The sequence below is a fragment of the Kitasatospora sp. NPDC051164 genome, assembly GCF_044455625.1.
Lineage (GTDB): Bacteria > Actinomycetota > Actinomycetes > Streptomycetales > Streptomycetaceae > Kitasatospora.
In genome coordinates this window covers 263735-288771 of record NZ_JBITFB010000001.1, presented here as the reverse complement: position 1 = coordinate 288771, position 25037 = coordinate 263735, and the positions used below count along the sequence as shown (strand labels likewise).

Sequence of the window (25037 nt, the reverse complement as noted above, 5' to 3'; positions counted from 1 at the left end):
CCCAAGGAGCCACACGTGACGGAACTGCTGACGACCGACCTGACCTTCCCGCTCTCCAGGCGGGGCGACGTGCTTCCCGAGGAGGCCAACCGGCTGCGCGAGCAGCAACCGATCGCACGGGTCCGCACCATGACCGGCGACCCCGCCTGGCTGGTCAGCAGCTACGAGCTGGCCAAGCAGGTGTTGGAGGACGAACGGTTCAGCCTCAAGGACACCGCCAACCCCGGTGTCCCGCGCCAGTACGCGCTGACCATCCCGCCGGAGGTGGTCAACAACATGGGCAACATCAACAGCGCCGGGCTGCGCAACGCCGTCATGAAGACGCTCTCCCCGCGTGCCGACAAGGAACTCGACGGCTGGCTGCAGGCCGAAGCCCACCGCCTGATCGACGCATTGGAAATGCAGGGCGCGCCCGGCGAACTGCGCGACGGCTTCACCGAGCCGTACTCGGCCGCGCTGCATTGCCGACTGCTCGGCATCCCGTCCGACGACTGGCGGCGGCTGATGTCCGGAATCGACGTGGCCTTCCTGACCAGCCCGGTGCCCTTTGAGGGGTCAACGCCCAACTGGTACAGGGATCTCGGCTACATGCTGGGGAAGCTCAACGCCGATCCGGAGCCGGTGGACGGGCTGCTCGGGCGGTTCGCCGGGCTGCGCCGCTCCCCGGACGTCTCGGACCGGGTGAGCGACGAACTGCTCGCCACCGTCGCCCTGTCGCTGTTCGGCGCGGGCGCGGTGTCCACCTCGGCCTTCCTGCTGAACGCCGTCATCTACCTGTGTGAACAGCCCGAACTCGCCGAGCGGTTGCGGCGGGAGCCCGCGCTGATCGGCCGCGCGGTGGACGAGCTGCTGCGGGTCAACCTGTCGATCGGCGACGCGCTGGCGCGGCTGGCGCTCGCGGACGTCCAGGTGGGCGATGTCCTGGTGCAGGAGGGCGAGTTGGTGCTCGTCCTGGTCGAGGGTGCCAACCACGACCCGGCGGTCTTCCCGGACCCGGAGCGGATCGACTTCGACCGGACGGAGAACCCGCACCTCGCCTTCGGGGCCGGCCGCCACTTCTGCCCGGCCTCGGCGCTCGGCCGTACGCACGCCGAGATCGCCGTTACCGCCCTGGTCGAGCGGCTGCCGAAGCTGCGGCTCGCCCTGCCCGTCGAGCAGCTGGCCTGGCGGCCGGGGTTCATCAAGCGCATGCCGGAGCGGCTGCCGGTGGTGTGGTGACGCGGTGCTGCCGGTGGCTGCGCGGGGTCAGGCGCCCATGAGGACGTCGCGGGCCAGCTCCCAGGTGGCCGGGTCGGCGGCGACGAGGAGGCCGTCCTCGCAGCCGGGGGCCTCGGGGCGGTAGGGGCTGCCGTCCAGCCTGGCGGACACGCCGCCGGCCTCGGTGACGAGCAGGGAGCCGGGGGCGTGGTCCCAGGGGAGGGTGCGCCAGTACAGGATGAAGTCGAACCGGCCCTCGGCGATGTCCGGGTACTCGACCCCGGCGGCGTTCCGGCCGGGGCGGATCTCGCCGAACACGGAGCAGTTGGCTTCGAGGCGGTGGCGGTGGTCCGGTTCGAGGAAGCGGCTCTTCAGGACGCCGGTCACCTTGGCGGGGTCGGCCGGTGCCGGCGGGCGGGTGAGGCGCCCGCCGTCGCGCCAGGCTCCGGCGCCCAGTTCGGCGCGGTAGGCGGTGGCGGTCGCGGGCTGCCAGATCCAGGAGGCCACGGTCTGGCCGGCGCGGACGAGGGAGCACATCACGGCGTAATCGGGGCGGCCGGCGACGAAGTTGGAGGTGCCGTCGACCGGGTCGACCAGCCAGGCGGCGGGCTCGTCGTGGAGGGCGCGGGCGAGCGAGGGGTCGGCGGCGACGGCCTCCTCACCGACCACGGGCACCGGCAGCAGCTCGTACAGGCGGCGGGCGATGATGGCCTCGGCCTCACGGTCGGCGATCGTCACGACCTCGCCGGGTGCCTTCTCCATCACCTCGCCGGCGGCCAGCGCCCGGAAGCGCGGTTCCACCGCCTCGGCCGATGCCTCGGCGAGTATCTCCGCCACCTTGTCCATCAGCACGTTCGCGCTCCCTTCGCTGCTTACCACTGTCGCACGAGTGTGCGGAGGGGGCTGCGGCGGACGGGGGCGGCGAACAGCTGACAGCTGACGGATGACAGATGTTGAAATCTGTTATCTGTCAGCCGACAGCCGTCGCCCGTTCGCCCTCACCCGCCCAGGTAGTGGAAGCCCGGGCGCGGGTGCATCAGGAACTCGTGGTGCGAGATGTTCCACGCGTAGGCGCCCGCCATGGCGAACAGCACCCGGTCCGCCGCCCGCAGCCCCTCCGCGCCGTCGGCCGCCTGGGCGAGGACGTCCTTCGGGGTGCAGAGCTGCCCGGCCAGGGTGGCGCGGCCGGTGGTGACGGCGGGGCGTAGCCACGGGTGCGGCCAGGCGTCCACCGCAAGCACCTCGAAGGGCTGGGAGTGCCCCCGGGTTGCCGGGGTGCGCAGGTGGTGGGTGCCGCCGCGGACCACCGCGAAGTCCTCGCCGTGGCTCTGCTTCACGTCCAGCACCTCGGTCGCGTACCAGCCGCAGTAGGCGGTGAGCGCCCGGCCCGGTTCGATCCGCAGGGTGAGGCCGGGGTGATCGTCGAGCAGCTTGGCCAGGCCCTCTCCGAAGGCCGTCCAGTCGAAGCGCGCCGCCGGGTCCTGGTAGTCCACGGCCATCCCGCCGCCGATGTTGACCTCCTCGAGCGGGAAGCCGTGCCGCTCGGCGAGCGCGGCCGACCAGGCGACGATCTGCGACGCGACCGACAGCTGTTCCGCCGCCGCGAGCCCGCTCGCCAGGTGGGCGTGCACGCCGCGCAGGCGCAGCTGTCGCGCCGACGGGCTGCCGTCGGTGAGCAGCCGGACGCACCGCTCGGCCTGCTCCGGGTCCAGGCCGAACGGTGTCGGCCGTCCGCCCATCGCCAGCGGCACGGCGTCGAGCGCGTCCGTGGTGACGGCCAGGTTGACCCGCAGCAGTACGTCCACGACCGTTTCCGGCCGGTCCGCGAGCGCGGCGGCGAGGCGGTGCAGTTCCTGCTCGCTCTCGATGTGCCAGCGGTGCACCCCGGCCGCCACCGCGGCGGCGATCTCGGCCGGGGTCTTGCCCGGTCCGCCGAAGGCCAGTGGAGCGTCCGGCACGGCGGCCCGCACGTGCGCCAACTCGCCGCCGCTGGAGACCTCGTAGCCGTCGACCGCGTCGCGCAGCGCGATGAGCAGCGGCGCCTCCGGGTTGGCCTTGGCGGCGTAGTACAGCTCGACCCGTTCGGGCAGTGCGGCCCGGAGGGCGGCGGCGTGCTCGCGCAGTGCGGCCAGGTCGTAGACGTAGGCGGGCAGTTCGTCGGGCACGAGGGCGGCGACGTGGCTGCGGACGGTCTCGGTGGCGCGGTCGGTCTCGGTGGCGCGGACGGTTTCGCCGGCGCGGACGGTCTCGGTCATCGGGCGATGCTCCTGGCGGGAAGGCGGACGGGCATGCGGGCGGCCTCGGCGAGGACGGAGCCGGCCAGCGGCGAGGGCATCCGGACGTAGTCGGCCTCGCGGTCGGCCTTGCGCTCCCAGCGGGTCAGCAGGTTGGCCTTGGCGGGCAGTGGGACGCCGGCGAGCAGGGCGCGCAGCCGGGGCGGGCAGCCGTGGGCGGTGCCGTACTCCTCCAGGGTGTCCCGGACGGCCTGCCAGAGCGCGCATTCCAGCTCGGGGTGCCGGTCGGCGAGGGCGGCGAGGAGCTCGGAAACGTGGTTGACGAGCAGGCAGTAGACCACCCGGTCCCAGCCGCGCTCGGCGTCGTACGTCATCGGTCCGGCCACCTCGGGCGGGAGGGCGGCGAGGATGTCGGCGTTGTGCTCGGGGACGAGCTTGGTGCCTTCCAGGTCGCGGAGGAGCACCTGGACCGGGTGCCCGGTGGCGTCCACGCCGATGAGCACGTTCTGCAGGTGCGGCTCCAGCACCACGCCGTGGTCGAAGTAGGCGGCCAGGACCGGCGGGAGGAGCAGCCGCAGGTAGGCGCGCCACCATTCCAGCGCCGCCGCGCCGTCCGGAACCATGTCCGAACTGCCGCCCAGCAGCCGGGAGATGTGCGCGGAGCTGGTCGGGTGCTCGTCGGCGACGGCGGCCGCGAGCAGTGGGGTGACGTCGGGGCGCAGTACGCCGCCGAAGCCCTCGCGGACGATCAGGCCGAAGCCCTCGTACAGCGCCCGGTCGGGGTGGCCGTCGGCGCCGGGCAGGGCGAGGGTGCGGAAGGCCGGCTCGCGGAGCATCGCCGCGTCGGGGAAGCGCCGGGCGAGGTCGGCGAGCGCCGGGGCGAGCAGCCGGGTGAGCGCGACGGCGCCGGTGAGCTCGTAAGCGGCGTTCTTGCGCAGGCAGTTGGTGATGCGGACGTTGAGGCTGAACTTCAGGAAGGCGTCGGCACCGTGCAGGGTTCGCACGGATGCGGTGGCGGTGAACCGCTCGCCGCGCGGGCCGAGGTCGAGGACATCGCCTCGGGCCATGGCGTCGCGCAACAGCGGGTGGTCGCCGATGAGTTGGTACTGCCAGGGATGGACGGGCAGCAGTCGGTAGCCGTCCGGCACCTCGCCGAGGCCGTCCAGCAGCGCGCTGACGCTCCCGTCCAGCGACTCCTCGGCCAGCAGTTCGGGGCGGACGGCGAGGTGGCGCAGGGGAAAGTCCGCGCGGGACTCCGGGGCGTACCGGCGCCAGTCGCCGCGGGCAGCGGAGCGGGACTTGGGGGCCGGGTGGAAGCGGTGTCCGAACAGCAGGGCCTGCTCGGACTCCAGGTAGCGGTCGGCGCCGGCGGCCGGACGGCGGGCGAGGCCCTGGCGGACCCCGTCGTGGCTGGACGCCACCTGGTCGAGGAACTCCTCGTTGACCGTGCCGGTGCGCAGCTCCAGCTCGTCCTGGACGTACCCGGCCAGCTCCTGCCAACCCAGCTCGGCCCAGTCGCCATCCCGTTCGACCTCGACCGGCCCGGTGAAGCGGTGTGCACCGAGCAGCGAGGTACGGCGCAGGGCGACTCGCAGCAGGGCGCCGCGGCGGGGCAGCCGCAGCAGCAGACGGCCGTCGTCGGCGGCGGTCTGGTGCTCGGGCGCGGAGACCTCGCGCAGCAGGCAGTTCAGCAGGGTGTGGGCCACCACCTCGTCGGCGGTGGGCAGTTCTCCGGTGCTCGGGCCCGCACCGATGCGGTGCGCGTGGGTGATCGGTGCGTGGGTGATCGGTGCGTCGGTGATCGGCGCGGGGGCGGTCGGCTCGTGGGCCGTCGGCTCGTCGGTCATCTGCTCGGCGGTCATCGGCGACTCCAGCGCTGGCGGAGGGACGGGAGGGTGAGTGCGGTGGCCGCGACGGCGGCCAGCAGGGCGGCGGCGGTTCCGGCCACCACGGGGGCGGCGGCGCCGAATCGCCCGTTGACCAGCGCGGCGACGGCGCCGGCGGCGACGGCGCCACCCTTGGAGACGAGTTCGAGGGTGCCGAACATCCGGCCGGGCGCGCGCCCCTTGGCGGCCCCGGCGGCGAGCACGGCGAGGCACACGAGGCCCAGGGTGAGCCCGGCCCCGAGCAGCAGTCGGACGGCGATGAACACGGGCAGCGAGCACGCGACGGCGTGTCCGGCCAGGCCGAGCGCGACGAAGCCGAAGCCGAGCGCGATGCCGGTGTGCGGACGGGAGTCGAACACCGTGTGGGTGCGGGCGGCGAACACCAGGTAGCACAGGTGCGGCAGGGCGAAGAGCACGCCGGTGGTGATGCCGTCCACACCGGGCAGGCGCTGTTCGGCAAGGGCGATGAGGTACGGGAAGGAGATGACCGTCGCGAAGACGAAGGCGAACTCGAAGACGTAGAGCGTCAGGAGCGATGCCGTGACGGTCTTCTCGGGCGCCCGGCCCGCGGTGGCCTCCGGGGCCTCGGGGCACTCCGGTTCGGGCAGCAGCGAGAGGAACACCGCAGCCGTGAGCGGGAGCACGCCCATCACCAGGTACTGGCGGTGCGGGTCGATCCACGGGGAGAGTGCCCCGACCAGGATCGGCGCGGCCACCAGGGCCGCCCGCGCGCTGCCCTGCATGAGGGTGAGCGCGCGGGAGAGGCGACTCCCGTCGAGTGCGGCGGCCAGGTAGCCGTTGGTGGCGGCGAAGGTGCCGCCGAGGAAGCCCTGGAGGACCAGCGCGAGCGCGAAGGCGGGCAGGCTGTCGGCGGCTCCGGCCAGCAGGAAGGAGACGGTGAGCCCGAGTTGGGCGCGCAGCAGCAGCCGCTTGCGGCCGAAGCGGTCGGCCAGCCGGCCCCACAGCGGCGCGCCGATCCCACTGAACACCGTCGGCACGATGTACAGCACGCCGGCCCAGCGGGCCTGGGGGTCGCCGAGTCCGGGCAGGATCGCGGTCAGGTACGGCGGCAGGCCGAGCGCGGCGAAGGAGGCGACGAAATAGCAGGCCGCGACGGCGTGCACCTGGCGTCGGCCGAGGCCGCCGGACTGCGCGGCCGAGGGCTTCGACTGCCGCGGCAGGGTCTCCACGGTCATCGGGTGGTCCCGTCGGCGTGCGCGGCGTCGCCTACGGCGCCCTGTGCCGGGTCGCGTACGGCACCCCTCGCGGGGTCGCGTGCGGCGTCGCGCAGATGGTCGCCCGGCTGGTCGCGCAGGTAGTTGGGGCCGCTGGTGTAGTGCTTGTTGATGTCGGCGGCGCCCGAACGCTGCTTGCTGAGCAGCGTGCCGGCGGTGACCATGGCCTTGACCGGCAGACGCTCGGCGTCCAGCAGGACCGTTCGCAGCGGCTCGCCCACCGGCCCGAGCCGTTTGATGGCCTCCGCCGTGCGCTTGCGCAACAGGGCAAGGGCGTCCGGGAGTTCGGCTCGGCCGTGGTCGGCGAGGCCGAAGGCGAGCGAGCCGGTGCAGAGGTGGCCGGTGATGGTGGCGAACAGGTCGGTGAGCGCCCGGTCGTCGTCGCCGAAGATCCGCGGGTCGTCGAACTCGGCGACGGAAGGGGCGAGTTCACCGAGGGCCGCGGTCATCCGGGAGGTGTGCACGCGCGGGCCGTCGTCGTCCTTGTAGAGCAGCCGCAGGCCGTCCCGGTCGAGCACCAGCGAGGTGTTCTGCTGGTGCGACTCCAGGGCGATGCCGTAGCCGAACAGCGTGGTCTGCCAGTCCAGCAGCAGCTCCAGCAGGGCGTCGTAGCAGGCCAGGACGTCGCCGCCGTGGTAGCGGTCGGCGAGGTGGTCGATGACCAGGCGGCCGTCCGGTGCGGGGGCCGACAAGGCGGCCAGCGGGAGGGTCGACGCCCCCTCCAGTCCGGCCGGGTAGCGGCGCAGCAGGACGGCCAGCAGCTCGTGCCCGGCGTGCGCCCAGGTCTGCTCGTCGGCGTGCAGGATCCGGCCGGCGAACCGAGGCTCGCGCTCCAGGACGGCCTCGAACAGCCGCTGGCCGGCCGCGCCGTCGACCAGTGTGCCGGGCTTGATCGTGCGGCGGTTGAGGCGGCCCAGGGTGGCGGTGGCGAGCGGGAGTTTGAGGTGGCAGGCGGGGTCGTCGGCGACGGCGACGGTGCGCATGGACAGGGTCGGGACGACGGTCAGGTACGGCCGTTCGGCGAGCACCGCGCGGTCGGCCAGGCCGGTGGCCGCCAGTGCCTCGTCCAGCGGCGCGCCGACGGTGAGCGGGTGGATCGGCAGGGTGGTCCAGCCGTCGCCCGGGCACTGGTCGGCGAGGCCGAGCCAGGCCGGGGTGGGCCACCAGCCGGGCAGCGGCCGCTCGCCGTGGACGGTCAGCGCGTCGGTTGGCACGGCCAGCCAGCGCAGTTCGAAAGCCGAATGGAACTCGGGTGCGTAGGCACGCAGTTGGGGACCGGTGAGGCCGGAGCGGCCGCGCGCGGTCGGGTAGACCGGGTGATCGAGGTAGGCGGCCAGGGTGTCGTAGCCGAGGGCGGCGGCGAGGCCGGTCCAGTCGGTCGGGTCGGCGCCGTACAGGTCGGTCAGCCGGTCGTGCACCTCGGCGCGGGCCCGCTCGTGCAGCTCCATGGTGGTCAGGGTCTGCCGGCACTCCTCGGCAAAGTCCGCCCAGCCGGGCCGGTCCTCGGCCTCGGCCAGCCCGGCGAGGGCCGCCACGACGCTGTCCGGGCCGGTGATCCGGTGCCCGTCGAGCTCCAGCAGCGGCAGTCGGGCGGCGTACTCGCACTGGAAGCCCTCCGGGGCCACCGGCAGGGCGAGTCGCAGCTCGGCGACGGTCAGCCAGGGGCCGTCCGGACGCTCCTCGACGGCGCCGCTGGTTCGCAGGCCGAGGACGTCCTCGCGGAGCAGGGCGGAGAGCACCCGCAGGGTGAGCTGCTCGGCGGCGGTGGTGGGACGGCCCTGGCTCGTGGGGTGGACGTCGCTCATCGGGCGGGCGTCGCTGGTGGGGTGGACGTCGCTCATCGGGCGGGCGTCGCAGGTGGGGCGGGCCTCGGCGGCTGCGGGCCGGTCTCCGGCGGTCACGGGGTGATCTCCCAGCGGTTGGCGGCGAGGAAACGGGCGACGGCGGCGTCCACCGCGCCCTGGTCGGCGCCGACGGCCCAGATGACGCCCAGGTAGTCGCGGTTGGTGCGGTAGTGCTCGTGGCGTTCGCCGAGCGCGCGCAGCGGGCAGTATGCGAGCCGGACGCCGTCGCGCACCTCGTCGGACGGACCGGGGGCGGCGGTCAGGACGCCGGCGCGGTCGGCGCACACCGCCTCGTTACGGGCCCGGCGGGGGGTGGCGGCGCACCGCTCGGCCAGGTCGGCGGGCAGTTCGCGGCCCAGGTGGACGCCGAGGATGAGCTCGAACAGGGGTATGTCGAGGATCTCGGCGAGCATCAGGTCGCACTGGTCGCCGATGGCGCGGTAGTTGACCTCGATGATGCGGGCGCGGCCGTCCGGCTGGAGGACGAACTCGGTGTGGCAGGCGCCGAGTCCCACACCGAGCGCGTCGAGTTGGGCGAACACCTGGTCGACCACCGGCTGAGGGTGCGCCGGGACGAAGGTGAGCACCTCCTCGATGAAGTCCGGCGGAGGGGAGAGCCGGGTGCGGAAGCCGCCGAGGACGTGTCGGCGGCGGCCGTCGCCGAGGGTCTCCAGGGTGTACAGCTGCCCATCCAGGAACTCCTCGACCACCAGGGTCGCTCCGGCCCTGCGGTGCTGGATCTCCTGGCAGCGCTGGGCGAGTTCGGCGGCGTCGGCGACCAGGGTGACGTCCTCGCTGGCCACCCCTTCGCGCGGTTTGACCACGCAGGGGAACGGCGGGTCCAGCTCGGCCGGGTCCTGCCCGGGGGCCAACTCGGCGGACCAGACGGTGTCCTGGCCGGTCAGCGCGAGGTGGCGGCGCAGCTGGCCCTTGTCCTTGGCGCGCAGCGCGGCCTTCCAGTCCTTGGCTGGGAGGCCGAAGTACTCGGCGGCCAGGGCGGTCTGGGTCTGCAGGTGGTCGCTGTTGCTGAACACCGCGTCGGGCGCGTGGTCGGGGGAGGCCAGGGCACGGCGGGAGACCAGGCTGACGACGGCGCGGAAGTCGCGCACGTCGCACTCCAGGACTTCGGGCGCCGCGAAGGGGAGCGCGGCGTAGGCCTGCCGGTGGGGTTCGGCGCAGTCGGTCAGGACGGTGACGTCGAGCCCGAGCTGGGCGGCGGCGGGCAGGAAGCCGGTGGTGACCGAGTCGGTGGGGTTCAGGGCGAGCAGGTAGAGCCGCATGGAGAGTCCTCGGAGGGATGGCGGAGGAGGGTGGGCGAACGGATGACAGCTGACAACTTTCGAAATCTGTTACATGTCATCTGCCAGCTGTTGTCGGTCAGCTGTCGGTTGTCAGCTGTCATCCGTTCGCCGGCGTTCGCGGGACGACTACTGGGGCGCGTCCACACCCGCGGCCTTGGCGATGTCGACGAGCATCGCGTCGGCGGCCTGGACGCCGATGCCGGACATCCAGGTCTCGTCCGGGACGTTGAACACCTTGTTGTTCTTGACGGCGTTCAGGCCCTGCCAGACCGGGGTCTGCTGGACCTCGCTCTCCTTGGTCTTGGTCGGGTCGTCGGCGGTGGTGACGAACACCAGGTCGGCGTCGGCCTGGTTGATCTGCTCGGCGCTGACCTCGACGATGTTCTGGTCCACCTCCTGCGAGGCCGGGCGGGCCAGGCCGACGTCCTTGAGCACCACGCCGCTGTAGGAGGACTTGGCGTACAGGCGGGTGGGCCCGGCCACGAAGCGGACCACCGACGCGGTCGGCACGGTCCCGTTGAACTTGGCCTTGATCTCCTCGCCGAGCTTCTTCGCCCGCGCCTCGTAGTCCGCGAGCGCTTTCTTGGCCTCGTCCTCCTTGCCGAGCGCCTGGGCGTACAGCGCCAGGTTCTCCTTCCACGGGAACCCGGTGGTCTCGGCCAGCACGGTCGGGGCGATCGCGTTCAGCTGGGAGTACACCTTGGCGTGGCGGACCTTGGAGGAGAGGATCAGGTCGGGCTTGAGGGAGGCGATCAGCTCCAGGTTCGGCTCGTTCATCGGGCCGACGTCCTTGGTGTCCTTGATCTTGTCCTTGAGGTAGTTGGGGAACCCGCCCTCGGTCTTCATGTGCGGGGACACCGCGCCGACCGGCGTGATGCCGAGCAGGGTGACGTCGTCCAGCTCGCCGCTGTCCAGGACGACGACGCGCTTGGGCCGGCTCTTGAGCTCGGCGGTGCCGGCGGCGTGCTTGACGCTGCGCGGGAACCCGGCGGCGGTGCCGGCCGAGGCGGAGGCCGCGGAGTCGCCGCCGGACTTGGCACCGTCCCCGCTGCTGCCGCAGGCGGCGAGCAGGGTGGTCGAGAGGGCGACGGCGAGGGCGGCGACGGGGAGTCGGCGGTTCATCGGGGTTCCTTGGATCGGGTCGAACGGGGGACGGGGGAGGGAAGTTCAGTGCGCCACGGAGTCAGCGGACGCAGCGGAAGCAGTCGAAGCAGCGGAGGAAGTGGAGCCGGTGGAGGCAGCGGGGGCGGCACCGGAGCACCGTGCCCGATTCCGTGCCCGATTCCGCGCCCGCGGGACGACCAGCGGCGTGCCGGTCTCCGGGTCGGGCACGATCCGGCACGGCACCTGGAAGACGGTCTCCACCAGCTCGGCCGTCAGCACCTCCGACGGCGGACCGGCGGCCGCGAGCCGCCCGTCCTTGAGCACCACCAGGTGGTCGGCGTACCGGGCGGCCTGCCCGAGGTCGTGCAGCACCATGACGACGGTGCGTCCGGCCTCGGCGTGCAGGTCGGCGACCAGGTCGAGCACGTCGAGCTGGTGACGCAGGTCCAGGAAGGTGGTCGGCTCGTCGAGCAGCAGCAGGTCGGTCTCCTGGGCGAGCGCGAGCGCGATCCAGACCCGCTGACGCTGCCCGCCGGAGAGCCGGTCGACCTGCCGGTCGCGCAGTTCGGCCGTGCCGGTGCGCTCCAGCGCCTCCTCGACGGCGGCCTGGTCGGCCTTGGACCACGGGCTGAGCAGCCGCTGGTGCGGGTACCGTCCGAGCCGTACCAGCGCCTCGACGGTGACCGCCTCCGGTGTGACCGGTTGCTGAGGAAGCAGGCCCATCCGCTTGGCGAGCGCCCGGGCGGGCATCCGGTGGATGTCCGCGCCGTCCAGGGTGACGGTGCCGGCGGCCGGGTCGAGCAGTCGGACGAGCCCGCGCAGCAGCGTCGACTTGCCGCAGGCGTTCGGTCCGACGATCGCGGTGACGGCGTTGCCGGGCAGTTCGAGGTCGAGCCCCTCGACGATGGTGCGGTCGCCGTAGCGCAGGCCGAGGCCCCGGGCGGCCAGCCGGTTCGCGGGCACAGCGGCGGGCACGGCGGCGGCCACAGTGGAGGTCGCGGGGGAGGTCGCGGGGGAGGTCCCGGCAGCGGGCACGGCGGAGGTCTCCGGGGACGTTGCGGCGGCGGGCACGGCGATGGCCGCGGTGGAGGTCTCGACGGAGGTCATCAGCTGCTCCTCTGGGGAAGCCGGCCCTGGCGGATCATCAGCACCAGGAGCCAGGGCGCGCCGAGGGTGGCGGTGACGGCACCGACCGGCAGGCCGTGGACGGGGATCACGTGGAGCACCAGGAGGTCGGCGGAGAGCAGCAGCACGGCGCCGGTGAACGCGGTGAGGCCGAGCGTGCCGAGGGTGGGCGGCCCGGCGAGCAGCCGGACGAGGTGCGGGACGGCGAGCGCGACGAAGGCGACCGGTCCGGTGAGGGCGGCGGCCAGCGAGGCGAGGGTGATGGTGAGCAGCAGCAGCCAGAGCCGGTCGCGGGCCGGGTTGAGGCCGAGGCCGCCGGCGGAGTCGTCGCCGAGGTCGAGCACGGCGATCCGTCGCTGGCAGAGCAGGGCGCCGACGGCGGTCAGCGCGATGGCGGAGCCGCCGATCCACACCTCGGTCCAGTTGCGGCCGTAGAGCGAGCCGGTGGTCCACTGCAGCGCCGAGGAGGCCAGCTCGGCCGGGAACCGTACGATCATCAGGTTCACGGCGGCGGCCAGGCCCTGCTGCACCGCCAGGCCGACCAGCACCAGCCGGGTGACGGCCATCTTCGAGCGCCAGGCGAAGCCGCCGAGCAGCAGCGCCGCGAGCAGCCCGCCGCCGACCGCGGCCAGCGGGATCAGCTGCTGGGAGGCGCCGGTGGCGAGCATCAGCACCGCGCCGAAGGAGGCGCCGCCGGTGATGCCGATGGTGTCGGGGGCGGCCAGCGGGTTGCGGAACAGCCGCTGCAGCATCGAGCCGGCCATCGCCAGTCCGGCGCCCGCGATCAGGGCGGAGACGACGCGGGGCGCGCGGAACTGCTGCACCACCAGGACGTTGCCGGGATCGCCCTGTCCGACGAGCGCGCGCAGCGCGTCCCAGACGGGGATGCCGACCTGCCCGGTGCCGAGCGCGACCCCGGTCAGCAGCACCAGCAGCGCGGCGGCGACCAGCGACCAGACGGCGGTACGGGTCCGGCGGCGGGCGAGGGCCCGGGCGGGGAGGAGGAGCGCGGTCACCGGGCCACCTTCCGGGCCAGCACCGCGAGCAGCGGTGCGCCGAGGAAGGCGGTGACGATGCCGACCTCGATCTCGGACGGGCGGACCACCAGTCGGCCGAGCACGTCGGCGGTGAGCAGCAGCAGCGGACCGGCGATCAGACAGCCGGGCAGTAGCCAGCGGTGGTCGTTGCCGAGCAGCGGGCGGACCAGGTGCGGGGCGGCCAGTCCGATGAACGCCACCGGCCCGGCGACGGCCACCGCACTGCCCGCGAGCAAAACGACGGCGAGCCCCCCGGCCACCCGGATCCGGGCCACCGGCACGCCCAGCGACTGCGCGGTCTCGTCGCCGAGGGCCAGCGCGTTGAGCGCGGGCGAGATGGCGAGGGCGCCGACCAGTCCGAGCGCGAGGAAGGGCAGGACGGGGGTGAGGGTGTCCAGGTGCCGCCCGGCGATCGAGCCGACCAGCCAGAACCGGGCCTCGTCCAGGGTGCGGTGACTGGCCAGCATCAGCGCCGAGGTCCAGGAGGTGAGCACCACGGTGAGTACGGTGCCGCCGAGCGCGAGCCGGACCGGGTCCAGGTCCCCGCCGCGCCGGGACATCGCGTACGCGGCGACGGCGGCGACAGCCGCTCCGGCGAAGGCGAACCAGACGTACTCGACCGGGCGGGAGAGGTCCAGCACGTAGATCGCGGCGACCACGGCGAGGCTCGCGCCCGCGTTGATGCCGAGGGTGACCGGGGAGGCCAGCGGGTTGCGGGTGACGCCCTGGGCGACCGCCCCGGCGACGCCGAGCGCGGCCCCGACGGCCAGCCCGATGAGCGTGCGCGGGACCCGAAGGCCCGTCACCACATCGGCGTCACCGCCGTGGGCGGCGCCGGTGAGGGCGTCGACAACGGCGGACAGCGGAATGGATCGGGAGCCCAGGGCCAGGCTCAGGGCCGCACACAGCACGAGCGCGCACACGCCGGCGGCCAGCAGCAAGGGCTGCCGGACCGCCGAGGCACGAGGCGTCGCCGGGGCTGTGGAGGCCGACGGTTCGGTTCTCAGCACGAGGCGATATCTTAGGTTAGGGTTACCTAAGTTCGTCAAGGCGGGGTTGGTTTGCCCCCGACCGGTCCCGATTGACCCCCCGACTGCCCCCCGGACCGATCCCCGACGGGTCCGGCGTGCCGGATCAATGTGTCGATCGGCGAGGTCCTGCGTGGTCGCCGAGCGACATGAGGCATTGTAAGGTGAGCCTCACCTTAATCGATCACGCGGAATCGATCTCGGGAGTGTCGATGGTTCCCGGAACACCCCTGCCCGTCGTGCCTCGCGGCGCCCTGCCGCTCGCGGCGTCCACCGCGCTCGTCGGCGACTACCGGCGGCTGCTGGAGCTGTGCCCGGTGCTGGAGCTGCGCCTGCTCGATGCCGCCGAGCCCGCCCCGCGCGCCGCCGACGGCTGGTACTCCGGAGCCGAACTCGCCACCGAAGAACGGGCGCTGGCCGCCGTCCTGGCCGGCGAGGAGGCCCGCATCGCCGCCGAGCACGGCCGCGCCCCGCGACCGCATGTCACCGCCTCCCGGCTGCTGCACCACTACGTCTGGTCGACCTGCCTGATCGTCGCCGGCCCCTGGCACCTCGCCCGGCGGGTCCCCGTCGTCGACCCCGCCGACCTCTGGCTGCACGCCCCCACCGGCACGCTCGCGCTGCGTCCACGCGGTCACGTGACCCTCCCCGGCGACGACGAGCTCCGTGCCGAACTGCGGGCCGCCGTGGTCGCGCACGTCGAGCCGGTGCTCGCGGCGCTCGCCGGGCCCACCCGGCGCCGCGACCGGGCGCTCTGGGGCATGGTGACGGACGATCTCGCCTCCGCCATCTGGTACCTCGGCCGGATGCTCGGCGAGGCGGACAGCGCCGCCTCGAAGGACACTGCCTCGAAGGAAGCTGCCGCGGAGGACGCCGCCGTCGCCGCCGCCGAGGCCGTCCTGCCCGGCGGCACCCAGCCGCTCCCGGGCGCCGCCGACTTCCGCCGCCTGCGCACCCCCGACGGGCGGGCCCACCACACCCGCACCCGGCTCGGCTGCTGCCTCTACTACGCGGTCAAGCCCGAGGCCGTCGCCTGCCTGACCTGCCCGCGCACGACCGACGAGGAACGGCTGCAACGGCTCTGACGGCCCGGCCGTATCCATGGCGGCCCTGACGGCCCGTCCGTAACCGTGCTGCGCACCGGGGTTCGTTGTCAGTGGCATCGGCTATGGTCACCGGCATGATCGATTCCACCATGCGGGTCCGGATCGCCCGCCCCTCGCGCGACCTCGCGGCGGCCGAGCGGTTCCATGTCGGCGGCCTCGGTCTCGACGTGCTGTGGCGCACCACCGAGCGGGTGTCCGGCGAGCACGACCTGCTCATGGTCGGCCCGCCCGGCGGCTCCTGGCACTTCGAACTCACCCACGACCCGGAGCGGCCGCTGGAGCCCACCCCGACGCCGGACGACCTGTTCGTCGTCTACCTCGGCACGCCGGTGGACGAGGCCCTGGTCGCCCGGCTGGAGGCGGCCGGCGGCACCCGGGTCAAGGCCCACAACCCGTACTGGGACGAGTTCGGCGTGACGATAGCCGACCCGGACGGCTACCGGCTGGTGCTCTGCTCCCGCACCTGGGGGAGTTGACCGGTCGGGCCCGTTCAGCTCCCGTCGCGCGGCGCCGGGCCGGGCGCAGGGTCTCCGGTCCCGCCGGGCAGCACCGCCACGCCCCGGTCCAGGTCCACGCCGAAGTGCGGCGGTGATCCGGCCTGCGCGTCGTCCCGCAGCGCCAGTTGCTCCTTCTTCTGCTCGACCTGTATCCGCTTTCCCGGGCTGAACAGCGCGTGCAACTCGTCCATCCCGCCGATGCCGAAGCCCACCCCGGGCCCGCGCTGCCGTTGACGCGGTGACGCCTCGTCCCGGATCTGCCACGCCGCCAGCACGGCCAGTCCCAGCACTGCCGCCACTGCCGCCACCACACCCACGATCAACCCCATGTCCGCTCAACGCCGCACCGGGGCAGGGGCGTTCCCCGAAGGCCCGTTCGGATCGGGTGCCGCGCCGACCGGTTACGCTGCCGCACGAACGGAAGGAGCGCCCTCACCATGACCGTGCGTGGAACCCTCGTGAACATCCGGACGGCGGACGGCACTGCCGACGCCTACCTCGCCCACCCCGACGACGATCGGGCCCACCCGGGCGTCCTCCTCTACATGGACGCCTTCGGGCTCCGGCCGCATCTGAAGAGCACGGCCGACCGCCTGGCCGCGGCCGGGTACACCGTGCTCGTCCCCAACGCCTACTACCGGAACGGCCGCGCGCCGGTCGTCGAACTGCCCGAGTTCATCGACCCGGAGCGCGACGACAGGCTCTTCGGCCGGCTCATCCCGCTGCTCGCCACCCTCACCCCCGACGTGACCGAGCGCGACGCGGACGCCTACCTGCGCTGGTTCGCCGAGTCCCCGCTGGTCCAGGACGGCCCGGTCGGCCTCACCGGCTACTGCCGCGGCGCCCTCCTCGCCCTGCGCACCGCCGCCAGCCACCCGGACCGGATCGCTGTGGCGGCCGGCTTCCACGGCGGCAACCTCGCCACTGAGCGCCCTGACAGCCCGCACCTGGGCGCCCACCGGATCACCGCCGAGCTGTACTTCGGCCACGCCGACCAGGACGAGTCGCTGCCGCCCGAGCAGATCGACCGGCTCGCCGAGGCCCTCACCGCCGCCGGCGTCCGGTACCGGGCCGAGGTGTACACCGGCGCCCTGCACGGATACACCCAGGCCGACACCATCCGCTACGACGCGGCCGCCGACGAACGGCACTGGGAGGCGCTGCTCGGCCTGCTGAAGCGCGTCCTGCCGGCCTGAGGCCCGTCCGCGGGTCCGCCCACGTCCGGTTTCCGCCGACCTGCCCGCCGGCTCGCCTGCCCGCCCCGGCCGCGTCCGGCCCCGCCGGCACGGTCCGCGCCCGATCTGTTGGCCTCCGGTTCATTGCCCGGACCGACGGAGTTCGGGCGTCGGAGCGGACCGGCGGGCAACGTCGGGTGCCTGACGAGGAGTCGGGTCGCGTCGCGCTGGGCATCGGGGTAACGACCGCGGGCATCGGGGGAACGGGACCGAGCGACGGATCCAGGGGGCCGTACGTGCACATCATGCAAGGCAAGCGGGGGACGCGGAGCGGGCCGGGCCTGCGGAGTGTCCAGGACACCATCGCGCGGGCATTCGCCGAGTGCACTCCCGGCGGGGTGCGGTCGGGCGAACTCGACCGCGACGGAAGGGCGTTGCGCTGGGTCGAGGCCGGGCAGGGCGGCGGCGCGCCGGTGGTCCTGATCGCAGGCTGCGGCACCCCGTCGCTCACCTGGACGCCCGTCCTGCCCGAACTCGCCCGGCACGGGCGGGTGGTGGCGTACGACCGGGCCGGACTCGGCGCCAGCGAGCCCCGCCGTGCGACAGGCCGCGCGACAGGCGGTGCGACAGGTGGCGCCACAGGGCGCGCCACCGGCCTGGCCGTGGCCCGGGCCGCAGCTCCGACCCTGGACGGTCAGCTCGAGGACCTCGCCGCCCTGGTGCGGCACCTGGACGCAGGGCCGGCGGTCCTGGTCGGCCACAGCTGGGGCGGCCAACTGGCCCAACTCCTCGCCTGGCAGCGGCCGGAGCTGGTGGCCGGCCTGGTCCTGGTGGACCCGGCGCACGAGGAGTTCCAGCCGCCGGCCATCCGCGTCGCCGAAGCCGCGCTGAACCGGATGTGGCTGCTCCGTGCGGCGCTGGCGCCCTCCTCGCCCGGAGCGGCGGATCCGATCGCCCGGGCCGAAGCGGCCGTGGTCGCGCACCACCACCAGCGGTGGACCGTCCTCGCCGAGAACCGGCTGACGACCGTCGCCGCCCCCGAGATCCGGCGCCGCCGCTCCACGGCGCGGCTGCCCGAGGTGCCGGTGGCCGTGCTCAGCGCGACCGAGGGGCTGCCCGGGGTGCTGCGCTCCCGGTGGACCGCCCTGCAGTCGCAGATCGCGTCCGGTGCCATCAGGGGAACGCACATCGTGGTGCGCGGCGCCGGTCATGCCGTCCACGCCGACCGGCCCAGGGCGGTCATCGCGGCCGCGCTGGAGGTGTCCGACCACGCCCGATACATCCGGAAGGTCTGACAAGGCTCTGGCAGTTGTGCTCAATTCCTTTGCACATCCGAGCGGCTGAGGACACGACACGCTCTGGCACACTGTGTGCCGACGACCCGTCGGGGAGGGTCACGACACACGGGGGGACAGGGGCATGAGCGGGGCGGGCACCGTGCTCGGCGGGCGGTACAGGCTGGTCGAGAAGATCGGCGGCGGCGCGATGGGCTCGGTCTGGCGGGCCGAGGACACCGTGCTGGCGCGACAGGTGGCGGTCAAGATCCTCCGCTCGGAGCTGTTCGAGGACGGCACCGCCGCCCAGCGCTTCCGCCGGGAGGCCCAGCTGGTCGCCGCGATCGACCACCCGGGCGTCGTGCACGTCCACGACTACGGCGAGAGCGGTGCGGACGGCGACGAGCGCTGCGCCTACATCGTCATGGAGCTGATCGACGGCCGTCCGCTGGACCAGGTGCTCGAGGACACCGGCCCGATGACCGTGAAGCGCGCCCTCGGCCTGGTGGCCGGCGCCCTGGACGCGCTGCACGCCGCGCACAGGCGGGACATCGTGCACCGGGACATCAAGCCGTCCAACCTGATGGTGCGCACCGACGGCCGGGTGGCCGTCACCGACTTCGGCATCGCCCGGGCGATCGCCAGCACCAAGCTCACCGCCCCGTTCGCGATCATCGGCACCGCGCTCTACATGTCCCCGGAGCAGGCCGAGGGATTGTCCCTCGGGCCGGCCACCGACCTCTACTCGATCGGCGTGGTCTGCTACGAACTGCTGGTGGGCAAGCCGCCGTACTCCGGTGACGGGCCGCTGCAGATCGCGCTCAAGCACGTCAACCAGCCGGTGCCGGAGCTGCCGGAGGCCTTCCCTGCGGCGGTCCGGGTGCTGGTCGCCAGGGCGTTGGCCAAGAAGCCCGAGGAGCGGTTCGCGGACGCCGCCGCGATGGCGGCCGCGGCCCGCGCGGCGCTCGGCGGCGTCGGATCCGGGAGCGCCACGGGCAATAGCCGGACGATCGCCCTCCGGCCCGGCACCGGCTCGGCGGCCGAGGGGGAGGCCAAGCGAGAAGCCGAGGCGGCAGCCAAGGAAGGAGCCGAGCGAGAGACGCCCGCGGGCGAGCCGGACAAGGGCGGGTCGGACAAGGGTGAGCCGGCCGAGGGCGCGTCGGACAAGGGCGAGCAGGACAAGGGCGACCCGGCCAAGGGCGGGTCGGCGAAGGCCGGCGCCGCCGTGGTCGCTCCCGCCATGCGTGCCACCCCTTCGCCGGACGAGGTCGCGAAGGTGCAGTCGCAGGCGCAGACCGAGCCCGGCAAGCGCCGGTCCCGGCGCGCCCTGCTGGTGCCCGTGATCATCCCCGTCGTCATCTCGATGGGCACCGCCACTGCCCTGTTGGTCGACCGCAGCCCCGGCGACTCCGGTGCGGCCGTGCCGCCCGCCGCCCAGCCGACGGTCGTGGTCACCGTCTCCGCGAACCCGGTCACCGGCAGCCCGGCCGCCGCGACCACCACCGGGCCCGCCACCCTGCCGCCGACCGACACCCCGGCAGCCACCCCGACCCCCGACCAGCCGGCGCCCGGCACCCCGAACCAGCAGCAGGCCCCCGTCCCGGTTCCGGGCCAGGCCGGAAACGCCGGCGGCGCCTCGGGCGGGAGCCGGACCGGCGGTGCGGGCACGGCCTCCGGCGGTGGTACCTCCGGCAACGGGTCCGGTGGCAACGGGTCCGGTGGCACGTCCGGCAACGGGTCCGGTGGCGGCCAGGCGAACCAGCCCGGCGGCGGTGCCAACCCGCCCGCCCCGCCTGCCAACCAGAACCCGCAGCCGCCGGCCCAGACCACGGGCGGCGGCACCACCGCGGCCCCGCAGAGCCCGAGCCGGCCCCCGTCCTGCGGCGGCAACAGCTGGAGCACCATCGTCAGCGTCAAGGACGGCCGTTCGATCGGGATGCGCGACGACAACCTGAACGGCGACAACCCGATCGTGCTCGGCGGCGCCGCGCAGTACGGCTGGGTGCGGTCGACCAACCCCGGCTCGTGGATCCTCTTCAACGCCTGCAACAACGGCGGCCCGCAGCTCGTCCAGACCACGGACGGGAAGGTCGCGTTGAGCAACGGGTTCAGCTACCTCACCAACTGGACCGTCCGCAACGGCTCCACCGCGGGCTCGTACACGCTGGCCGACTACATGAACTCGGTCTGCATGACCAACAACGGTCCGGGCAACGCGGTCACCATGGTGACCTGTACCCCCGGCAATACGGCCCAGGAGTGGCGGCTCCAGTGAAGGCCTCCGAGGAGTCCTAGCAGTCGTCAGGCGCGCGGACAAGGGTGCGGGGTGGCGGACCCTCGCCACCCGGGTGTCAAGGGACCGTGTGGAAAGTTCTACACAGATGTAAAAGTCGATCGCAGGTCGATCGAATCCGCCCGCCGGACGGTCGTTCGGCGGGCGAAGGGCTGCCGCGCAGGCGGTCGGACATGGTTCGAGTGGAAACGAATCGCAGGATGCGGTGAATCGCCCCGATTCGCCTGCCACTTGAACACCCTTTACCCCGTGGCGGGACCTGGCCAACCCTTGAGGTAGACCTGTCATTTCATCTGTTGGATTGTCATGCTTGTGGTCATCCCCAGCGGTAGCCCCCACCCCCACCCTTGGTGGCGAGCCGCTCGACTGCACGGGATTTCAGCACGTCAGCGCCCGTTCCGCCCCACAGGTGCCGACCCGGCCCCCGGGACGTGGCGCGACCGCGCCCAGACGCGGTTTCCCGGAAGGACTCCCACGTGAAGCGAAAGCTCGCGGCTGTCGCCGTACTCTCGGCCACCGCCCTGCTGACCGGTGTCATCCAGGTGAGCACCGCCGCCCAGGCCGCCCCCGCCTCCTCGCCCTCGCCGCAGGCCCAGGCCGCCCAGCAGCACGCGACCGTACTCGCGGTGGCGAGCGGCCAGGCCGGCCCGCTCGCCAAGGCGCTCGGCCTCGGCGACAAGGAGCAACTGGTCGCCAAGGACGCCGTGGTGGACAAGGACGGCACCCGGCACCTGCGCTTCGAGCGCACCTACGCCGGCCTGCCGGTGATCGGCGGCGACCTGGTCGTCCACCAGAAGGCCGATGGCGCCGTGAAGTCGGTCTCCAAGGCGGTCTCCGCGCGGATCGACCTGCCGAGCGTCACCCCGAAGGTCCCGGCCGACCAGGCCGCCGCACAGGCCACCGGCGCGGTCAAGGCCACCGTCGGGGCGACCCTCGACGCCGACCAGTCGCCGCTGGCCGACGTCCACCAGACCGGCAAGGCCCAACTGGTGGTCTGGGCCACCGACGGCAACCCCCGCCTCGCCTACCGCACCACCGTCGAAGGCGTGCGCGCCGACGGCACCCCGAGCAGCCAGGTCCTGGTCACCGACGCGGCGAGCGGCCAGGTGCTGTCCACCCACGAGAAGGTGCAGACCGCCGCCGGCACCGGCAAGGGCGTCTTCGTCGGCCAGGTCGCGCTGACCACCGCGGAGAGCGGCGGGCAGTACCAGCTCAAGGACGGCACCCGTGGCGGCCAGTCCACCACCGACATGAGCAACGGCACCTCGGGCAGCGGCTCGCTGTTCGCCAACACCACCGACACCTTCGGTGACGGCACCGCCGCCAACCGCGAATCCGCCGCCGTGGACGCCCAGTTCGGCGCCGCCACCACCTGGGACTTCTACAAGAACACCTTCAGCCGCAACGGCATCCGCAACGACGGCGTCGGCGCCCTCAGCCGGGTGCACTACGGCTCCAACTACGTCAACGCGTTCTGGAGCGACGACTGCTTCTGCATGTCGTACGGCGACGGCAGCGGCGACGCCGCCCCGCTCACCGAACTCGACGTGGCCGGCCACGAGATGACCCACGGCGTGACCGCCGCGACCGCCAACCTCAACTACGCGGGCGAGTCCGGCGGCCTCAACGAGGCCACCTCCGACATCATGGGCACGATGGTCGAGTTCTACGCCAACCTGCCCTCCAACCCGCCGAACTACTGGGTCGGCGAACTGATCAACCTGAACGGCGACGGCAGCCCGCTGCGCTACATGGACCAGCCGAGCAGGGACGGCCAGTCCGCCGACTACTGGGACGCCAACGTCGGCAACCTGGACGTCCACTACTCGTCCGGCGTGGCCAACCACTTCTTCTACCTGCTGTCCGAGGGCAGCGGCGCGAAGAGCATCAACGGGTTCAACTACAACAGCCCGACGTACGACAACTCGACGCTCGCCGGCATCGGCCGGGACAAGGCCGCGCAGATCTGGTACAAGGCGCTGACCACGTACTTCACGTCCACCACCGACTACGCGGCGGCCCGTGCGGCCACCCTCAGCGCGGCGACCGACCTGTACGGCTCGGGCAGCACGGAGTACAACGCCGTCGCCGCCACCTGGACGGCGGTCAACGTCAACTGAGGTGGGGCGACCGGGTCGGACTGATCGAGTCGGGTTGACCTGACTCGGGCGAAACCGAGGCCCTGCCGGGCCGTGGGTGCCGGCCGGAAGGGCCATGGGCGGCGGGGGCGACGGGGTGCGGACCACCGTCGCCCCCGCCGCTTCTTGTCGTTTGACGATACGTCAGGACAGGCCGATGTCGTGCAGCTCCTGCGCGGCGAGCACGGCGTCGCCGTGCTCGACGGCCCAGGAGCCGAGTGCGCGGATCGGGCCGAGCAGGGCCGTGCCCGCTTCGGTGAGGGCGTAGTCGACCCGTGGCGGGGCCTCGGCGTAACGGCGGTGCTCCACCAGGCCGTTGTACTCCAGTCGCCGTAGCGCCTCGTTGAGGACCTTCGGGCTGATCCCGCCGATCCGGTCGAGCAGCGCCCGCGGGCGCATCGGTCCCCGCTCGCCGAGGACGTAGACGACAACGCTGTCCCAGCGGTTGGCGATCACCTCGAAGGCCAGCCGGGCGCGGCAGTCGGCCGCGAAGGCGCCGCCGCCCAGGTCGTCGGCCTCCTCGCCGTCCCCCTTCTCGATCTCGCCGCAGCGGCTCGTGGTGTGCATGCGGCCATACTGCCCGAACCGATGCGTACCGGGCGGTGTGCATCGGCCCGCCTAGCATGCCGGGTACGGAAGTTCGCACCGACTGCGGTCGGGCACCGATGGCGAGGAGTGGACATGCGGATCGGCATTCTGGGGACGGGTGCCATGGCGGCGGCCCTCGGCGGGGCCTGGGTGCGGGCCGGGCACGAGGTACTGGTGGGCGGCCGCGACCCGGAGGCGGCGAAGCAACTGGCCGCAGCGATGGGCGCGGTGGACGGCGGCGACCCGGCGCAGGCAGCGAGGTTCGGGGAGGCCGTACTGGTCGCGGTACCGGCCGCGGTGGCGGTGGCGGTGGTCGCCCCGCTGGCGGCCGAACTGGCCGGGCGGACCCTCCTGGACTGCACCGTGCCGATGGCCCCGGGCGCGGACGGCCCGCACCTGACCACGACGGGAACCGCCGACTCCATCGCCGCGCGGCTCGCCTCGACGGCTCCGGCGGCCCGGGTGGCCAAGGTGTTCGGCATCTGCCACGAGAGCATCTGGACCCTGCCGCGGCCCGCTTTCGAGGGCGGCACTCCGCTCGGCGTCCCGTACTGCGCGGACGACCCGGTGGCCGCCGTGCTGGTCGCCGCCCTGGTGGCTTCCATGGGCTGCCTGCCGGTGCACTGCGGCGGGCTCGACCGGGCCGGACTGCTGGAGGCGACGGCCGTCTTCGCGGTCGGCGTCTGGTGGTCGGGCGGCGAGGCGCGCCGGGTCTTCCCGTCGCCGGCCCTGGCACCGGGAGCGACCGACGACGAGGGCTAGCAGGGTCGGCAGGCCGCCGTGGCCCCCAGAAGCTGCGGCCGTCGCGGTACGGCCGGGGGCGGAGGGCGGCGGGATGACAGCTGACAGCGGACAGATTTCAATAGCTGTCCGCTGTCCGCTGTCCGCTGTTGTCTGTTATGTGTCGTCTGTCCGCCGTCACCTGTTCGCCGAGCCCTGGGTGAGGCCCGCGCGGATCCCGTCCAGGATCAGCCCCACGCCGGTGTAGCCGATGCCGAGCATCCACAGGCTGTCGACCACCTGAAACACCCGGCCGTTCCGGACGGCATCCAGGTTCTTCCACAGCGCGCCTGCGGTGACCCTGCCCACGTCGGACTTGTCCGCGTCCCCGTACGCCGAGTAGAAGATGACGTCGGCCGCCGCCTGGTCGACCTGCTCCGGGCTGATCTCGATCGAGAAGCCGGGCTTGTCCTGGTTGGCGGGCCGGCCGAGCCCGAGGTCCTTGAACAGTGAGCCGACGAAGGTGTCGTTGAGGTACAGCCTGGTCGGCGCGCCCGCCAGGAAGCGGGCCATCTCGACCCGGGTGGCGGCGGCCTTGGCCGGTCCGCCGAGTGCGGTGACCAGGTCCCGCAGCTTCGTCCGGTACGCGGTGTCCGCAGCCTCGGCCTCGACTTGGCGGCCCAGCGCCTCCGCGTGCAGCCGGACGTTCTCCTTCCAGGTCGGTCCGGTGGTCTTGGAGAGCACGGTCGGTGCGATCTTGGACAGCTCGTCGTACCGCTTGTCGTCGCGGACCTGGTTGCTCAGGATCAGGTCCGGCCGCAGCGCCGCGATCGCCTCCAGGCTGGGCTGGCCGATGGCGCCGACGGCCTTCGTCCCGGTCAGCCGGTCGGCGGGGAGGTAGGTCGGGAAGGGCGCGCCGGCGCTGACAGTGGTGGCGCCGACCGGGGCGAGACCGAGGGTGACCACCGAGTCCAGGGCGTCGGTGTCCAGCGCCACCACCCGAGCCGCCCGCGCCGGTACGGTGCTCTCGCCGCGTGCGTGCCGGACGGTCCTGGTGCCGCCGCTGCCGGACGAACCGGCTGTCGGGGCAGGTGAGTCGGAGGTGCAGGCGGCGAGCGTCAGGCCCGGGGGGAGCCCGGCGACGAGGCCGAGTACGGTGCGGCGGCTGAGGGGTCTGGGCAGCGACGGCACCTCCGACGTACGGGCAGGGCGCGGGAATCCCTGCCCGCATTGCAGCCCGGGTACGCCTCGGAAC

General features: G+C 73.4%; 21 protein-coding genes. 8 read left to right on the top strand and 13 right to left on the bottom strand.

Annotation, left to right across the window (positions count from 1 at the left end; genetic code table 11):
• The first annotated feature begins 15 nt into the window (after positions 1–15).
• Positions 16–1218, top strand: coding sequence for a cytochrome P450 (locus ACIBEC_RS01230; RefSeq protein ID WP_360490134.1), 1203 nt, complete (start codon positions 16–18; stop codon positions 1216–1218).
• A 27-nt stretch (positions 1219–1245) separates the two neighbouring features.
• Here ACIBEC_RS01230 and ACIBEC_RS01225 read toward each other — a convergent pair whose 3' ends face one another.
• The 10 genes from ACIBEC_RS01225 to ACIBEC_RS01180 form a co-directional block, all read right to left on the bottom strand.
• The gene (locus ACIBEC_RS01225; RefSeq protein WP_360490708.1) at positions 1246–2043 is read right to left on the bottom strand and encodes an inositol monophosphatase family protein; all 798 of its coding nucleotides are present in this window, start codon (positions 2041–2043) and stop codon (positions 1246–1248) included.
• 152 nt (positions 2044–2195) lie between these two features.
• Positions 2196–3452 carry a type III PLP-dependent enzyme gene (locus ACIBEC_RS01220; RefSeq protein ID WP_360490132.1) on the bottom strand — a complete coding sequence of 419 codons (1257 nt, stop codon included), beginning with the start codon at positions 3450–3452 and terminating at the stop codon, positions 2196–2198.
• Positions 3449–5278, bottom strand: coding sequence for an IucA/IucC family protein (locus tag ACIBEC_RS01215; protein WP_396287676.1), 1830 nt, complete (start codon positions 5276–5278; stop codon positions 3449–3451). The genes ACIBEC_RS01220 and ACIBEC_RS01215 overlap by 4 nt, the downstream gene beginning before the upstream one ends.
• 11 nt (positions 5279–5289) lie before the next feature.
• Positions 5290–6513, bottom strand: coding sequence for an MFS transporter (locus tag ACIBEC_RS01210; RefSeq protein ID WP_360490128.1), 1224 nt, complete (start codon positions 6511–6513; stop codon positions 5290–5292).
• Positions 6510–8357, bottom strand: a complete 1848-nt coding sequence (locus tag ACIBEC_RS01205) for an IucA/IucC family protein (protein WP_360490706.1) — start codon at positions 8355–8357, stop codon at positions 6510–6512. Before ACIBEC_RS01205 ends, ACIBEC_RS01210 begins: the two co-directional genes overlap by 4 nt.
• A 92-nt stretch (positions 8358–8449) precedes the next feature.
• Positions 8450–9676 carry an ATP-grasp domain-containing protein gene (locus ACIBEC_RS01200; RefSeq protein WP_360490126.1) on the bottom strand — a complete coding sequence of 409 codons (1227 nt, stop codon included), beginning with the start codon at positions 9674–9676 and terminating at the stop codon, positions 8450–8452.
• A 147-nt stretch (positions 9677–9823) separates the two neighbouring features.
• The gene (locus ACIBEC_RS01195) at positions 9824–10819 is read right to left on the bottom strand and encodes an iron-siderophore ABC transporter substrate-binding protein (protein WP_360490124.1); all 996 of its coding nucleotides are present in this window, start codon (positions 10817–10819) and stop codon (positions 9824–9826) included.
• A 45-nt stretch (positions 10820–10864) separates the two neighbouring features.
• On the bottom strand, positions 10865–11908 hold the full coding sequence (locus tag ACIBEC_RS01190; protein WP_396287658.1) for an ABC transporter ATP-binding protein: 1044 nt from the start codon (positions 11906–11908) through the stop codon (positions 10865–10867).
• Complete coding sequence (locus ACIBEC_RS01185; protein WP_396287657.1) at positions 11908–12942, bottom strand: FecCD family ABC transporter permease; 1035 nt, start codon at positions 12940–12942, stop codon at positions 11908–11910. The genes ACIBEC_RS01190 and ACIBEC_RS01185 overlap by 1 nt, the downstream gene beginning before the upstream one ends.
• Entirely contained in the window at positions 12939–13904 is a 966-nt protein-coding gene (locus ACIBEC_RS01180) for an iron ABC transporter permease (protein ID WP_360490697.1), read from the bottom strand. Before ACIBEC_RS01180 ends, ACIBEC_RS01185 begins: the two co-directional genes overlap by 4 nt.
• A 299-nt stretch (positions 13905–14203) precedes the next feature.
• Here ACIBEC_RS01180 and ACIBEC_RS01175 point away from each other — a divergent pair, with 299 nt between their 5' ends.
• Positions 14204–15076 (top strand): (2Fe-2S)-binding protein, encoded by an 873-nt coding sequence (locus ACIBEC_RS01175; protein WP_360490122.1) that lies wholly within the window; start codon positions 14204–14206, stop codon positions 15074–15076.
• Between the two features lie 95 nt (positions 15077–15171).
• On the top strand, positions 15172–15573 hold the full coding sequence (locus ACIBEC_RS01170) for a VOC family protein (protein WP_360490120.1): 402 nt from the start codon (positions 15172–15174) through the stop codon (positions 15571–15573).
• Positions 15574–15587: 14 nt separating this feature from the next.
• On the opposite strand, the gene ACIBEC_RS01165 is transcribed toward ACIBEC_RS01170, so the two are convergent.
• Positions 15588–15923, bottom strand: coding sequence for a DUF6191 domain-containing protein (locus ACIBEC_RS01165; protein WP_360490118.1), 336 nt, complete (start codon positions 15921–15923; stop codon positions 15588–15590).
• Between the two features lie 108 nt (positions 15924–16031).
• Between ACIBEC_RS01165 and ACIBEC_RS01160 the strand changes: the two genes are divergently transcribed.
• The 4 genes from ACIBEC_RS01160 (at position 16032) to ACIBEC_RS01145 (ending at position 22456) form a co-directional block, all read left to right on the top strand.
• Positions 16032–16790, top strand: a complete 759-nt coding sequence (locus tag ACIBEC_RS01160; RefSeq protein WP_360490116.1) for a dienelactone hydrolase family protein — start codon at positions 16032–16034, stop codon at positions 16788–16790.
• A 284-nt stretch (positions 16791–17074) separates the two neighbouring features.
• Complete coding sequence (locus ACIBEC_RS01155; RefSeq protein ID WP_360490694.1) at positions 17075–18064, top strand: alpha/beta hydrolase; 990 nt, start codon at positions 17075–17077, stop codon at positions 18062–18064.
• 124 nt (positions 18065–18188) lie between these two features.
• Positions 18189–20318 (top strand): protein kinase, encoded by a 2130-nt coding sequence (locus tag ACIBEC_RS01150; RefSeq protein ID WP_360490114.1) that lies wholly within the window; start codon positions 18189–18191, stop codon positions 20316–20318.
• A 494-nt stretch (positions 20319–20812) separates the two neighbouring features.
• Positions 20813–22456 (top strand): M4 family metallopeptidase, encoded by a 1644-nt coding sequence (locus ACIBEC_RS01145; protein ID WP_360490112.1) that lies wholly within the window; start codon positions 20813–20815, stop codon positions 22454–22456.
• A gap of 162 nt (positions 22457–22618) precedes the next feature.
• Here ACIBEC_RS01145 and ACIBEC_RS01140 read toward each other — a convergent pair whose 3' ends face one another.
• Positions 22619–23041, bottom strand: coding sequence for a helix-turn-helix domain-containing protein (locus tag ACIBEC_RS01140; protein ID WP_360490110.1), 423 nt, complete (start codon positions 23039–23041; stop codon positions 22619–22621).
• Between the two features lie 114 nt (positions 23042–23155).
• Here ACIBEC_RS01140 and ACIBEC_RS01135 point away from each other — a divergent pair, with 114 nt between their 5' ends.
• Positions 23156–23824, top strand: coding sequence for an NAD(P)-binding domain-containing protein (locus tag ACIBEC_RS01135; RefSeq protein ID WP_360490108.1), 669 nt, complete (start codon positions 23156–23158; stop codon positions 23822–23824).
• Between the two features lie 156 nt (positions 23825–23980).
• Here the strand turns inward: ACIBEC_RS01135 and ACIBEC_RS01130 are convergent, their stop codons facing one another.
• Positions 23981–24973, bottom strand: a complete 993-nt coding sequence (locus ACIBEC_RS01130) for an iron-siderophore ABC transporter substrate-binding protein (protein WP_360490106.1) — start codon at positions 24971–24973, stop codon at positions 23981–23983.
• Positions 24974–25037 lie beyond the last annotated feature (64 nt).